Raw genomic sequence first — 13433 nt, 5'->3', positions numbered from 1 at the left:
TCCCTCCCGTTACGCCGGGAGGGTACAAACCTGTTTAGCGGCGGATATCGAGCTTCTTGATGAGAGCCTGATAGCGGCCTTCGTCCTTCTTCTTGAGGTAGTCGAGCAGGCCACGGCGTGCCGACACCATCTTGAGCAGGCCACGGCGGGAATGGTTATCCTTCTTGTGGCTCTTGAAGTGATCCGTCAGCGCGTTGATGCGCTCGGTGAGGATGGCCACCTGGACCTCGGGCGAGCCCGTGTCGTTGGCAGTGGTGGCATGTTCCTTGATGAGCGCGGTCTTGCGCTCGGCAGTGATCGTCATTCGGTCATCTCCTGAATGGACTTTAAAGATTGAACAGTCGCTTCGGCTTCAGCGATCCCTGCTCCAGCGAGCACAGGCCGAGGGGCTGACCCCCGTGTTTCACCAAAACCACCTCCGCCGCCGGGAGACCTTCGGTCCCACGCAACACAACCGGTTGGCCATGTCTGAGGCGTTGCGCATCCTGATCCATCACGGCCAGTGCCGGGATGCCGTCCAGCACGGTCTCGATGGGGCGTAGGATGTGCGCGAGGCGTCTTTCGCCGGGGGCGGATTGGCATACTTCCGCAAGCTTTTCCAGCGAAATCATGTCGGCCTCGCGGAATGGCCCCACCGCCAGTCGCCGCAACATCACCACATGGCCGAGCCAGCCCAGGGCCCGGCCGAGGTCGCGGGCAAGCGACCGGACGTAGGTTCCCTTGCCGCAGACGACCTCAAAGGTGGTCTGGGACGGGCTGGGCCAGCCCAGCACCGTGAGGCGGTCGATCTGCACCGTGCGGGCCTCCAGCGAGACCTCCTCGCCGGCCCGGGCCAGATCGTAGGCACGCTCGCCATCCACTTTGATGGCCGAGTAGGCGGGAGGCTTTTGCTGCACCGCACCATGAAAGGCCGCCAGGCTTTGCTGCAGCTTATGCTGCATTGCAGCAATTTCCACGTTGCGCGGTAAGAGACTGTTTTCGTTGCCGAGAACGAATTCGTTTGAAGTCGCTACGATCTGGCCTTCCAGATCATCGGTGGAGGTTTCGGCACCCCACTGCACCGTAAACTGATAGGTTTTCGTGCCATCCATGGCCCACTGGATGGTCTTGGTGGCTTCTCCAAGCGCAATCGGGAGAAGACCGGAGGCCAGCGGATCGAGCGTACCGCCATGGCCCGCCTTCTCGGCGTTGAGCAGCCAGCGGACCTTGCCGAGCGCCTGGGTGGAGGAGAGGCCAAGGGGCTTGTCCAGCACGATCCAGCCGTGAATGGCCTCTTTCTTCCGCTTTGTCTGCTTCGGCGGCCGGGGCTGACCGGTGCCGGCGGGAGGCGTCTCGCCCGCCACCTACTTCTTCTCCAGGTCCTGCGCCACGTGGGGAGAGTGGAGGATATTGTCGATCTTGCTGGCGTAATCGAGGGAAGTATCGATTCGAAACCGGAGTTGTGGCATGAACTTCATGTCGAGCTTGGGCGCCAGAAGACCGCGAATGTAGTTCTGGTTGCGGGTGCAGGCGTGCAGCACCTTGCGTTCCTCGCCCACCACCAGCGGCCGGACGAAGGCGGTGGCGATCTTCAGGTCGGGCGACATCTGCACCTCGACCACGCTGAACTTCAGCCGTTCCAGCTCCGGGTCCCCCGTTTCGCCCCGCATGAAGACATCCGCCAGGGCATGGCGGATCAACTCTCCGGCGCGGAGCATGCGTTGGGACGGGGCAGAGGAATGGGGCATGAAAGGTCCAATACGGTGTTTCAGGTGACCTTAGGCGCTTGCTGCGTGGCCCGCCAGCCCTTCCGGCACGGCAGTGAAGTTCAGATTGCGCGACCCGAACTTTCCACCGTCAAGATGGGTCCGCCTTATAGCGCGCCAGACGCGCCTCCAGCGTGCCGGTATGGAGCTCGAAGAGGTGGTTGTCCTCGTCATGGAAATAGAGGGACTGACCTTCCCCCGCCACCCGTGGCCGGGGCGGGCGCATCTCAAGGCCGAGGCGGGTAATCGCTCCCTTCGCCCGCACCAGGTGCTCCTCCGAGACCTTGAAAGCCACATGATTGTAGCTTCGGGTGGGCAGGCTCTCGCCCTCCATGATGGCGATCCACAGGCCCCCCGCCACGAAGAACTTCTCCCGCGAGGTGGAGAAGGTGCGATCGCCCGAGGAATAGACCTCCCGCCCGCCCAGCACCTCGGTGATGATCCGGCCCATGCGGTCCAGATCCCGGACGATGAACGTCAGATGTGAAAGCCCCTCGATCATGGGGAGAGATTAGCGACGTAAGACAATTGGACAAGGCTCACATCTTAACTGTCACCCCCGCGAAGGCGGGGGCCCAGCTTCCCTGGTTGCGCAAGTGATCCAACAAAGCTGGATTCCGGCTCGCGCGCGACATCTCGCGTGCGCTCGATCAAGGCGCACGTCCGGAATGACGGACGTTTGTTACATCCCCCTGCGCGGCCATGACGGGATCGAGGGGAGTAGCCAGTGATTCCCCAAAAACAAAAAGGCCGGGCGTGAACCCGGCCTTCTGAACTCGATTGCCGCAGCGCTTATTCCAGCGTGCGCGCCACCTTCTCCACGCGGAAGCATTCGATGATGTCGTCCTTGCGCATGTCCTGGTAGTTCTCGAAGGCCATGCCGCATTCCTGGCCCGAGACCACTTCGCGCACTTCGTCCTTGAAGCGCTTGAGGGTGGAGAGCGTGCCTTCGTGGATGACGACGTTGTCGCGGATGAGACGCACCTTGGCGCCGCGTTCCACCTTGCCTTCGGTGACGAGGCAGCCGGCCACCTTGCCGACCTTGGTGATGTTGAACACCTCGAGGATCCGGGCGTTGCCGATGAAGGTTTCGCGCAGTTCGGGCGCGAGCTTGCCGGCCATCGCCGCCTTGATGTCGTCCACCAGGTCATAGATGATGTTGTAGTAGCGGATCTCGATGCCCTGCTGCTGGGCCGCATCGCGGGCCTGGCCATTGGCGCGGACGTTGAAGCCCAGCACCACGGCACCCGACGCAGCAGCCAGCGCGATATCGCTTTCCGAGATACCGCCCACCGCATAGTGCACCACGCGGGCGCGGATCTCGTCGTTGCCGACCTTTTCCAGCGCCTGCACGATCGCCTCGGCGGAACCCTGCACGTCGGCCTTGACGAGGATAGGGAATTCCTTGCGGCCCGCCTGCGCCATCTGGCTCATCATGCTTTCGAGCGAGGCACGCGCCACCGCCGCACCGCGCTTCTCGCGGCGCTGACGCTCGCGGTAGTCGGTGATTTCGCGGGCGCGGGCTTCCGTCGGCACCACGTCGAAGCGGTCACCCGCTTCCGGCGCCGAGTTGAGGCCCAGCACTTCGACGGGAACCGAAGGACCCGCCGACTTGAGCTGTTCGCCCTTCTCGTTGACGAGCGCACGCACACGGCCCCAGGAGGAGCCGGCAACGAAGATGTCGCCATGCTTGAGGGTGCCGCGCTGCACGAGCACGGTCGCCACGGGCCCACGGCCCTTGTCGAGCTGGGCTTCGATGACGAGGCCCGAGGCTTCGCGGTCCGGATTGGCCTTGAGGTCGAGCACTTCGGCCTGCAGCAGGATGGTTTCCAGCAGCTTGTCGAGATTGGTGCCCTTGAGCGCCGAGACTTCCACGTCGAGCACGTCGCCGCCCATGCTTTCCACCACGATGTCGTGCTGCAGCAGGTCGGTACGGACGCGCGTCGGATTGACGTTCGGCTTGTCCATCTTGTTGATGGCTACGATGATCGGCACTTCCGCCGCCTTGGCGTGGTTGATCGATTCCACCGTCTGCGGCATCACGCCGTCGTCGGCGGCGACCACCAGAATGGCGATGTCGGTTGCCTTGGCGCCACGCGCACGCATCGAGGTGAAGGCCTCGTGGCCGGGCGTGTCGATGAAGGTGATGAGGCCGCGCGGCGTCGACACCTGATAGGCGCCGATGTGCTGGGTGATGCCGCCCGCTTCACCCGAGACCACGTTGGTCTTGCGGATGGCATCGAGCAGCGAGGTCTTGCCGTGGTCGACGTGACCCATGATGGTGACGACCGGCGGACGCGGCTGGAGCGACTCGGCGCTGTCGGTGTCGGCATCGAGGCCTTCCACCACGTCGGCTTCCGAGACGCGCTTCACCTTGTGACCCATTTCCTCGGCGATGAGCTGGGCTGTGTCGGCATCGATCACGTCGTTGATCGTGTGCATCTGGCCTTGCTTCATCAGGAACTTGATGATGTCGACGGCGCGTTCGGCCATGCGGTTCGACAGTTCCTGGATGGTGATCGCTTCCGGAATGATGATTTCGCGCGAGGCCTTTTCGGTCGGCATCTGGAAGCCGTGCGCCTTGTTCTTCAGGCGCTCGGTGCGGCGCCGGAAGGCGGCGATCGAACGGCCACGATCGGTCTCGTCCTCGTCCATCGCATTCGAGACGGTGAGGCGGCCGCGGTTTTCCTTCTTGACGATGTCGGCCTTGGTGCGGGTCGGCACGGCCACCGGCTTGACCGGGGCGCGGGCGGCAACACTGCCGGGGCGGGAGGCCGCAGGACGCGGACCACCACCCGAAGACGGACGGCGGCGGCTGCCTTCATCCTCGTCATCGTCATCGCGCGTGGCCGTCTTCGGAGCCAGCTTCTTGGCGGCTTCCTCGGCCTTGCGGCGGCCCTGCTCTTCGGCCTGGTGACGGGCTTCTTCCTCGGCCTTGCGCTTAGCGGCAGCCTCGCGCTCGACCTTGTCACGCTCGTCCTGGACCTTGCGGCGGACCAGTTCTTCTTCCTGGCGCTTGCGCTCGTCTGCTTCGCGGACGCGGGCATCGGCCAGCGCCTTCTCGCGCGCTTCGCGCTCGTCGGTCGTGAGGGTGCGGAGCACCACGCCCGAGCGCGAGGCCTGCTGCGGCGCCGGACGCTGCGTCTGCGACGGCGTCGGGGTCACACGCGGCTGCTGCTGGAAGGCGGGCTTTGCTTCAGGCGCGGGTGCAGCCGGCTTGTCATCGCCGAACCGCTTGCGCTTCGTCTCCACGACAACGGTCTTGGTGCGGCCATGGGAGAAGCTCTGCTTCACCCGCGACTGCTCCACCGCAGGGCGCTTGAGCGTCAGCGTACCGCCGGGCCTGTTGCCTCCGGGCTTGTCCTTGTTATCCGTTGTATCGTTCATCTCTCGTCTTCTGACCCAAAAACCTTGAAATCCAAACCGTCGTAACGCGCAAGCCGCGTCACGTGAAAAAGCAGCCGCTTCGCCAAACCGCCCTCAGCCACGGCAGCGTGTACCACATTTGCGCGCCCAAAAGCCAAATCCAAATCGTCCGTGGTCAGGAAATCGCAGACCACTGTCCGCTCCCCGCGCAGGCGGTTCAACTTGGCGCTGCCGTCGCTGCCCGCACCCGCGGCATGGAACAGCAGCCGGACCGGCCCCCGGCGCAGGGCTTCCTCGACCTTGAAGAAGCCGGAGAGCGCCTCGCCGGCCTTGCGGGCGAGCGACAGATGCGACACCACCTGCTGCCGGAGCAGCACGCCAAGCCTGTCGGCAAGCTCCGGAGCCGCCTTCGTCTGAGCCTTAAAGCCCCGCGAAAACAATCCCTTGGCCGCAGCCTCGGTCACCGTCGCGCGGGCCGCCTTCACCCACACCCCCCGGCCCGGCAGCTTGCGCTGCAAGTCCGGCACGGCCTCGCCATCGGGCGAGCGGACGAAGCGCACGAGCTCTGCCTCATCCATGACCGCGCGGGTCACGATGCACATGCGCTCGGGCATGTCGTCCTCAGCCGTTACCAGCGTGTCGGGGTCTGTACTCAGGCGGTCTGCTCCGTTTCCGTTTCTTCCCTGGCCTCTTCGGCAACCGGCGCCTCGATCCAGCCGAGCTGGACGCGGGCCTGAAGGATCAGGGCCTCGGCCTCGGCCGACGTGACGCCGTAATCCGAGAGGTAGCCCTTGTGCTTCACGGTCTCGCCGTTCTTGCGTTCGTTCCAGCCGGTGAGCTCGTCGGTGGCGAGATCGGCGAAGTCTTCCAGCGACTTGACGCCGGCTTCACCGAGGGCCACCACCATGCGCGGGCTCAGGCCCTCGAACTGGGCCAGGTCGTCGGCAACGCCGAGCGCCTTCCGCTTTTCTTCCATTTCGGCCGCTTCCCGCTCCAGGAACACCTTGGCGCGGTTCTGCAACTCTTCCGCCGTCTGGTCGTCGAGACCTTCGATCGAGGCGATCTCGCGCGGTTCGACAAGGGCCAGTTCCTCGACCTCGGCAAATCCTTCCGAGGCGAGCAGCTGCGCCAGCGTCTCGTCCACGTCGAGGGCATCGACGAAGAGCTTGGTGCGGGCGGCGAATTCCTTCTGGCGGCGTTCCGATTCCTCGGCTTCCGTCATGATGTCGATGTCCCAGCCGGTGAGCTGCGAGGCGAGGCGCACGTTCTGGCCGCGGCGGCCGATGGCGAGCGAGAGCTGCTCGTCCGGCACCACGACCTCGATGCGCTCGGCTTCCTCGTCGAGCACGACCTTCGAGACTTCCGCAGGCGCCAGCGCGTTCACCACGAAGGTGGCGACATCCGGCGACCACTGGATGATGTCGATCTTCTCGCCCTGCAGTTCGTTCACAACGGCCTGCACACGCGAGCCGCGCATGCCGACGCAGGCGCCAACCGGATCGATGGAGCCGTCCTTGGAGCGCACGCCGATCTTGGCGCGCGAACCCGGATCACGGGCCACCGAGACGACATCGACGACGCCGTCATAGATTTCCGGCACTTCCTGGCCGAAGAGCTTGGCCATGAACTGCGGATGCGTGCGCGACAGGAAGATCTGCGGACCCCGCTGCTCGCGGCGCACGTCGTAGATATAGGCACGAATGCGGTCGCCAGGCCTGAATGTTTCGCGGGGCAGGGTTTCGTCACGGCGGACGATGCCTTCGCCACGGCCGAGGTCGACGATGACGTTGCCGTATTCGGCGCGCTTCACCACACCGTTGATGATGTCGCCGATGCGGTCCTTGAATTCCTCGTAGACGCGGTCGCGCTCGGCATCGCGCACCTTCTGCACGATCACCTGCTTCGCCGACTGCGCGGCGATGCGGCCGAACTCGATGGGCGGCAGGGCTTCGGCGATGAAGTCGCCCACCTGCGCGGCCGGGTTGCGCTTGGCGGCGTCGGTGATCGAGATCTGCGTGGCGTCATTCTCCACCACTTCAGCCACCTGCAGCAGGCGGTTGAGGCGGGTTTCGCCGGTGCGCGGATCGATCTCGGCGCGGATGTCGTTCTCGAGGCCGTAACGCTGCTTGGCGGCGCGGGTCATGGCTTCTTCCATGGCCTCCAGCACGATCCGCTTGTCGATCGACTTTTCGCGCGCCACGGCATCCGCGATCTGCAGAAGTTCCAGCCGGTTGGCGCTGACAGCAGTGTTAGCCATTGTCGTTTCCTTCTTCTTCGTCGTCCTCGGTCTCGAGGGGGTTGATCTCGCCGTCGAAGTCGGAGGCATCCGCAACGGCATTGGGGTTGGACTTGAGGCGGGCCTTCGCCGCCTCGATGAGTTCGTCGGTGAGCGTGAGCTTGGCCTCGCCGATGTCGGCGAAGGGAACGCCGATCAACACGGGTTCCTTGTTGGCGCCTTCCGGATTCTCGATGAAGAGGCGCACCTCGCCGTCGGAGTAACCTTCGAGCTCGCCCTTGAAGCGCTTGCGGCCCGCCTGCGGCACGGCCATTTCGAGCTTCACTTCATGGCCGGCCCAGTCTTCGAAATCCTGGGCACGCACCAGCGGACGGTCGATGCCGGGCGACGACACCTCGAGATGATAGCGGCCGCTCATCACGTCGTTCACGTCGAGCACCGGCGAGAAGGCGCGGCTGAACTTTTCGCAGTCGTCGATAGTGAAGGTGCCGTCGGGGCGCTCGGCCATCACCTGCACCGTTCCGCCGATCAGCTTCACGCGCACCAGCCGGAAGCCCATGCCGTCGAGCACGGGTTCGGCCAGCGCCGCGATGCGCGCGGCGGGTCCCGTTTCACGGGCCAATCGGGTGCTGGGCAGGGCGTCGGTCATGCGGTCCTTCTGAGGTCCCTTTCGGGCAATAAAAAAAGCGGGCCCCTTTCGGGACCCACTCCCAATTCCGGTTTCCCGGGTCTGATGAGTGAATTCTTGGGCGTTGCCATAGTCCTTTTGCCCGGAAAGAGCAAGCAGAAAGGGGGTTTTGGACCTAGCGGCCCCCGTCCCGGCAGCGGCCCTCTCCTGACAAATGGTCAGTGACACTTTGCCCTCGCCCATCTCGCATATGCGAGATTGATCATTTCGCACATGCGAGATACATAGACTTTCGTGTAAGGACAGGCGCTTGCGATCAGCTCCGTCCGAACGGAGAAAGATGATGTTGCACAAGAAATACCGCAAAATGGCCGAACCCAACCAAGGCCACACCTACAGCGTGCATAACCACGGCAAGTCCGGGAAAGTGCACCAGTGGCTGCTGTGCCGCGACAGCGACGTGTTCGACCGCCACCTGGTGGACGAGACCGAGCTCAACGACCCCAAGCTGTGGCAGTGGCTGGAATAGTCCGGTCTACGGGACATGAGTACGTATGTGACAGGGCGCTTCGACGCCCTGTTTGCTTTTGGGGCTAGCCCCACACTTAACCCCAGACTGGCAGGCTGAGAACGAGCGAGAGGGCGATGAGCCCGAGGCAGATCTTGCGGAAGGTCTCGTGCGAGGCAAGGCGGAAGATCCGGCTGCCGATCCACAGACCGACCGCGAAGAACGGCACAAGCAGGATGGCGAGCTTCAGGATCGTGAGGGTGAGCAGCTTCCCCACCAGATAGCTCACGAAGGCGATCAGGGTGGAGAAGACGAAGTAGAGAATGGTAGAGGCGCGCATCTCGCGGTGATCGTGATTGCCGCCCAGCCAATAGGCGACGACCGGCGGCCCCGCGAGCTGGGCAAGCCCGCCGAAGAGACCCGACATCGCGCCCACGCCCACGGTGACACCGCCATGGGGCTTCCCCGCATAGCGCCAGCCCGAGACGAGCAGCACCAGCATCAGCGTCACGATGATGGTGATGAGCCAGCGCAACACGGCGGGATCACCGGCGGAGAGCGCGTAGGTGCCGAGCGGTATGCCGATCAGCCCGCCCACCGCCATCAGGCCCACCTCTTTCTTGCGGGCCTTCTCCCACGCGGACCAGATCAGCGGGAAGGCAACGAAGCCATCGGTGAGCAGGAGAAGCGGTGCGGCCGCCTGCGGTCCCAGCAGGCGCGAGGCGAAAGGCACGAAGATCAGCGCCGCGCCGAATCCGGAAAACCCGCGCGCCATGCCGGCGACGAAAGCCGTCACGGCAAGGAGCGCAAAGAGCGTAAGGGAAACCTCGGGCAGGACAGCGGCCATCTCGGCCAAGGCTCTTGGGCGCGCCCCGCCTCTTCCGTCAAGCACCACAGGCCCCACGCACATCAACCCAGCGCTTTTCATCCTGGGTTGCACAGGCTAGCGTTGCGCTCACGGGGCTCGGGGAACGTTGTGTGATGCGCGTCAAAAGCGTGATTGTGGTGGGTGCTGGCCTGGCGGGACTGGCCGCTGCCCGCGCCCTGGTGGCAGCAGGCGTGACGGTGACGGTGCTCGAGGCCCGCGACAGGCCGGGCGGCCGGGTCTGGACCGAAGATGGCATCGACCTCGGCGCCCACTGGATTCACGGCACCGACGGCAACCCCATGACCTCCATCTGCCGCGAGCTTGGCGTGCCCACCATCTTCGTAGGCGGCGACAGCAGCTACACCGGCGGCTGGGAAGACCTCGCGCTGCACAGGCATGGCAGCAGCCTCTCCGCCGATCGCAAGGAGGCGAGCATCGCGCTCATGGACGAAGTGCATGATGCCATGGATGCCCTGCGCCGGTCGATCCTGCTCGATGGCGGCGAAGACATGAGCCTCGGCGAAGCGGCGGCGCGCGTGATGCAGGAGATGGCGATCGATCCCGAACTTGCCCATGACGTGGACTGGCACCAGGAACTGGTGGCGCGCGACGATGCGGGCGCAGGTGCCGAGCAGATCTCGTTCCTGCACTGGGACGAGGGCTATGAAGTTTATGGCCCCGGCGACAGCCTGATTGCGGGCGGCAGCGGCAGCCTGATCAACAAGCTGGCCGAAGGCCTCGACATCCGCCTCTCGACTCCCGTCTCGCGCATCGCCCACGGCAACGGGCGTGCCGACGTGACGGCGGGCGGCGCTCACTTCACGGCCGATGCCGTGATCGTCACGGTGCCGCTCGGCGTCCTGAAGTCGGGCATGATCGGCTTCGATCCGCCGCTGCCACGGCGCAAGCAGCAGGCGATCGAACGGCTGGGCGTCGGCTCCCTCACCAAGATCATCGTGCATTTCGAAGCACCCTTCTGGCCGCAGAACCAGTATGTCTTCGCCAACATGCCGGTGGCGAAGCCTTTCGGGCCCACCGCCATCATCAACATGTGGAAAAGCCACAGGCGGCCCATTCTCGTGATGCTCTATGGCGGGGCATTGGGCCGCGCCCTCGAGCGCGAGAGCGACGCGGGCGTGCGCGAGATTGCGATGGCAGCGCTCCGCAACGTCTTCGGTGACGCCGTGACCGAACCCTCCCGCATAGAGACCACCACGTGGGAGAGCGACCCCTACTCCGCAGGCGCCTACATGTACCTGCCGCCCGGCGTCACATCCGAGGAACTGGACGTGATCGCCGAGCCGGTGGACGGGCGGCTGTTCTTTGCGGGCGAACACACGCTCCGCATCCATTGGGCCACCATGCAGTCGGGTTATCATTCGGGCCTGCGCGAGGCGGCGCGCCTCACAGACGATCCCTCGATCCTGCCCAACCGCCGCTTCACCGAGACACGGCGCTGGCGCGAGCAACTGAAGCGCGTCGAACGCCTCTTCAACGCGGCCCACAAATCCCTCGACGCCGGTGAACTCGACTCGCGTCTGGACATGATGCTGCGCAGCCCGGTGTTCGAGACGATTCCGGCGCAGGACCTGCGCGTGCTGGCCGCCCTCTTCACCCGCCGCCATCTCGCCGCGGGGGAAACCCTGTGCGAGGCGGGCGATCCCGCAAGTTCTGTCTTCGCCATCATGTCGGGTGGGCTCGATGTGATCCTGCCGCAGCAGACGAAACCCATCGCCCGCAAGACGCGGGGCGACGTGGCGGGCGAATACGGCCTCTTCCTGCCGCGCCGCTCGGCGACGCTCCGCGCCACGACGGAGACGGACGTGCTCGAACTCGACTACGGCAAGTTCCGCAAGTTCCTGATGGTCTTCCCGGAGTCCATGATGGTGCTGTTCGGCCAGGCGGTGCGCCAGGGGCACGACAGGTCCGGGCAGTCCTAGCCCGTGAAGGTGCTGAGGATGTCCTTGAGGCCGGGCTCTGCCACGCGCAGCATGGCGTCATGGGGCGAGAACCAGCTCCGTTCCCGCTCCTTCGCCTCCGGCCACGACTTGAGCTTCCTCACCACCTCGAGCGCATAGACTGTGACAGTGACGGGCAGCACTTCCTTCTTGCCGCGCTTCTCATAGAAATACTGGCCGATGGGTTCGCGCCGCATGCGGCCCTCGACGCCCGCCTCCTCGAAGGCTTCGCGGCGGGCGGCATTGAAGTCGGCAAGGCCTTCCATCGGCCAGCCCTTGGGTATGACCCAGCGCCGCGTTTCCCGCGAGGTGACGAGCAGCACCTCGACCGCGCCCTTGCGCTTGCGCCAGCACAGCGCCGCGATCTGCTGCAGGGGCGCCATCTCCGTCACAGGAAGAGCGCCGAGATGTGGTAGAAGACGGCCGCAAGAAGTGCGGCGGCGGGAAGGGTGATCACCCAGGCCCAGACGATGTTCGAAGCAACACCCCAGCGCACCGAGCTTGCGCGCCGCGCCGTGCCGGCGCCCACGATGGCGCCCGTGATGGTGTGGGTCGTCGAGACGGGAACGCCGAGATAGGTGGCGGCAAAGAGCGTGAGCGCGCCCGCCGTGTTGGCGCAGGCGCCCTGCATCGGAGAAAGCTTGGTGATCCTCGATCCCATCGTATGCACAATGCGCCATCCACCCATCATTGTTCCGAGCCCCATGACCACATAGCACGAGAGCACTGCCCATTCAGGAACGATGAACTCCTTGTACACACCGTTCGAGTAAAGCAGCACGGCAATGATCCCTGCCGTCTTCTGCGCGTCATTGCTGCCGTGGCCGAGGGAATAGAGCGCTGCGGCCACAAGCTGAAGCTTGCGCATCACCCCTTCCGCCCACAGAGGATTGGCGCGCACGAAGAGCCAGCTCATCAGGATCATCAGCAGGATGGCGAGAACGAAACCGGTGAAGGGCGAGAGCGCGATGGCATAGATGGTCTTGGAGAGCCCGCTCCACACGATGCTGCTGAAGCCCGCCTTTGAGACGCCGGCACCCACGATGCCGCCAACGAGCGCATGCGACGACGATGACGGGATGCCGCCCCACCAGGTGATCAGGTTCCAGGCGATGGCGCCCGCCAGCGCACCGCAGACCACCGCATTGTCGATGAGGTCGGGCGCGACGATCCCCTTGCCGATCGTTGCCGCCACGTGGGATTCGAAGATGAAATAGGCGGCGAAGTTGAAGAAGCCGGCGAAGAGCACGGCATGGAACGGCTTCAGCACGCGGGTCGAGACCACCGTGGCGATGGCGTTGGCGCTGTCGTGCATGCCGTTGATGAAGTCGAAGAAGAGCGCCACGAAGATCAGGAAGATCAGCGTCGCGTTGAGGGCGCTCAGGTCCATGGATCGGCGCTCCTCAGGCGTGCTCGATGACGATGTCGCTCATCACGTGGGCAACATCCTCGAAGCGGTCGCACACCTTCTCGAGGTGGTCATAGAGTTCCGAGCCGATGACGAAGGCGAGCGGGTCCTGCTTGGCGCGGCCCATGAAGAGGGCGCGCAGGCCCTCGTCGTTCAACTGGTCGGACTGTTCCTCGATCTTGGTGATCTCGCCGGTGAGGGCATGGAGGCGCGACGAGTTCTGCGCCACGTTGCGGATGAGCGGCAGCGCTTCGGCAGTGAGCTTGGCGAGAAGGATGACGCGGTCCGCCATCGCCCGCATGTTGGGCTCGAACTGCCGCACGTCATAGAGCATCACCACCTTGCCGGTCTTGTTCATCTGGTCGATGGCGTCGTCGAGGGTGGAGGAGAGCGCCTTGATGTCGCTGCGGTCGAAGGGCGTGATGAAGGCGCGGCGGATCGCCTGCATCACCTCGTAGGAGATGTGATCGGCTTCCTCTTCCTGGCGCGAGAGAATGGCACAGTTGTCTGCGGTGGCATCGCCGCCGTCCAGCACCTTGCGGAGCGACTGGGCGGCCTCCATGGCCTTCGCCGCCTGGGCTTCGAAGAGATCGAAGAACTTCTCTTCCTTCGGCATGAGGGACTTGATGAAGTGGAACATGGCCGGGCTCCGGTCGTGACAATTGGATGACAGTGATATGACAGGCCGGAGAAGCGCCCGAAAGGGCCGATTTGCC

14 protein-coding genes are annotated in these 13433 nt (G+C 64.7%); 2 read left to right on the top strand and 12 right to left on the bottom strand.

Features of this window, described 5'->3' with window-relative positions; all coding sequences use genetic code 11:
* Positions 1 to 34 precede the first annotated feature (34 nt).
* From rpsO to rimP, 8 genes are all read right to left on the bottom strand, one after another.
* A complete protein-coding gene (rpsO, locus tag QM801_RS19000; RefSeq protein WP_415020774.1) occupies positions 35 to 304 on the bottom strand; it encodes a 30S ribosomal protein S15 in 270 nt (89 codons plus the stop codon).
* Between the two features lie 22 nt (positions 305 to 326).
* The gene (gene truB, locus QM801_RS18995) at positions 327 to 1343 is read right to left on the bottom strand and encodes a tRNA pseudouridine(55) synthase TruB (RefSeq protein ID WP_415020773.1); all 1017 of its coding nucleotides are present in this window, start codon (positions 1341 to 1343) and stop codon (positions 327 to 329) included.
* Positions 1344 to 1727, bottom strand: a complete 384-nt coding sequence (rbfA, locus tag QM801_RS18990; protein WP_415020772.1) for a 30S ribosome-binding factor RbfA — start codon at positions 1725 to 1727, stop codon at positions 1344 to 1346. It lies immediately after the preceding gene.
* Positions 1728 to 1836: 109 nt separating this feature from the next.
* Positions 1837 to 2247, bottom strand: coding sequence for a FosX/FosE/FosI family fosfomycin resistance hydrolase (gene fosX / locus QM801_RS18985; protein ID WP_415020771.1), 411 nt, complete (start codon positions 2245 to 2247; stop codon positions 1837 to 1839).
* Positions 2248 to 2537: 290 nt separating this feature from the next.
* A complete protein-coding gene (infB, locus tag QM801_RS18980; protein WP_415020770.1) occupies positions 2538 to 5132 on the bottom strand; it encodes a translation initiation factor IF-2 in 2595 nt (864 codons plus the stop codon).
* Positions 5129 to 5746 carry an RNA-binding protein gene (locus tag QM801_RS18975; RefSeq protein WP_415020952.1) on the bottom strand — a complete coding sequence of 206 codons (618 nt, stop codon included), beginning with the start codon at positions 5744 to 5746 and terminating at the stop codon, positions 5129 to 5131. The genes infB and QM801_RS18975 overlap by 4 nt, the downstream gene beginning before the upstream one ends.
* A 17-nt stretch (positions 5747 to 5763) precedes the next feature.
* A complete protein-coding gene (gene nusA, locus QM801_RS18970; RefSeq protein ID WP_415020769.1) occupies positions 5764 to 7368 on the bottom strand; it encodes a transcription termination factor NusA in 1605 nt (534 codons plus the stop codon).
* The gene (gene rimP / locus QM801_RS18965; protein WP_415020768.1) at positions 7361 to 7996 is read right to left on the bottom strand and encodes a ribosome maturation factor RimP; all 636 of its coding nucleotides are present in this window, start codon (positions 7994 to 7996) and stop codon (positions 7361 to 7363) included. The genes nusA and rimP overlap by 8 nt, the downstream gene beginning before the upstream one ends.
* A gap of 319 nt (positions 7997 to 8315) precedes the next feature.
* Here rimP and QM801_RS18960 point away from each other — a divergent pair, with 319 nt between their 5' ends.
* Positions 8316 to 8504: a hypothetical protein gene (locus tag QM801_RS18960; protein WP_415020767.1), complete on the top strand. Its 189-nt coding sequence runs from the start codon at positions 8316 to 8318 to the stop codon at positions 8502 to 8504.
* A 76-nt stretch (positions 8505 to 8580) separates the two neighbouring features.
* Here QM801_RS18960 and QM801_RS18955 read toward each other — a convergent pair whose 3' ends face one another.
* Positions 8581 to 9330, bottom strand: coding sequence for a sulfite exporter TauE/SafE family protein (locus QM801_RS18955; protein WP_415020766.1), 750 nt, complete (start codon positions 9328 to 9330; stop codon positions 8581 to 8583).
* A gap of 134 nt (positions 9331 to 9464) precedes the next feature.
* Here QM801_RS18955 and QM801_RS18950 point away from each other — a divergent pair, with 134 nt between their 5' ends.
* Positions 9465 to 11291 (top strand): FAD-dependent oxidoreductase, encoded by a 1827-nt coding sequence (locus tag QM801_RS18950; protein WP_415020765.1) that lies wholly within the window; start codon positions 9465 to 9467, stop codon positions 11289 to 11291.
* Here the strand turns inward: QM801_RS18950 and QM801_RS18945 are convergent.
* The 3 genes from QM801_RS18945 to QM801_RS18935 are packed head-to-tail and all read right to left on the bottom strand — an operon-like array spanning position 11288 to position 13357.
* On the bottom strand, positions 11288 to 11692 hold the full coding sequence (locus QM801_RS18945; protein WP_415020764.1) for an NUDIX hydrolase: 405 nt from the start codon (positions 11690 to 11692) through the stop codon (positions 11288 to 11290). The two genes, QM801_RS18950 and QM801_RS18945, sit on opposite strands and share 4 nt — an antisense overlap.
* A gap of 5 nt (positions 11693 to 11697) precedes the next feature.
* Positions 11698 to 12699 carry an inorganic phosphate transporter gene (locus QM801_RS18940; RefSeq protein WP_415020763.1) on the bottom strand — a complete coding sequence of 334 codons (1002 nt, stop codon included), beginning with the start codon at positions 12697 to 12699 and terminating at the stop codon, positions 11698 to 11700.
* A 13-nt stretch (positions 12700 to 12712) separates the two neighbouring features.
* On the bottom strand, positions 12713 to 13357 hold the full coding sequence (locus QM801_RS18935; protein WP_415020762.1) for a DUF47 domain-containing protein: 645 nt from the start codon (positions 13355 to 13357) through the stop codon (positions 12713 to 12715).
* Positions 13358 to 13433: the final 76 nt, after the last annotated feature.

Source organism: Aestuariivirga sp. (genome assembly GCF_047600585.1).
Classification (GTDB): domain Bacteria; phylum Pseudomonadota; class Alphaproteobacteria; order Rhizobiales; family Aestuariivirgaceae; genus Aestuariivirga.
The sequence above is the reverse complement of the archived record's forward strand: the minus strand, read 5'-3'. Positions and strand labels throughout refer to the sequence as shown.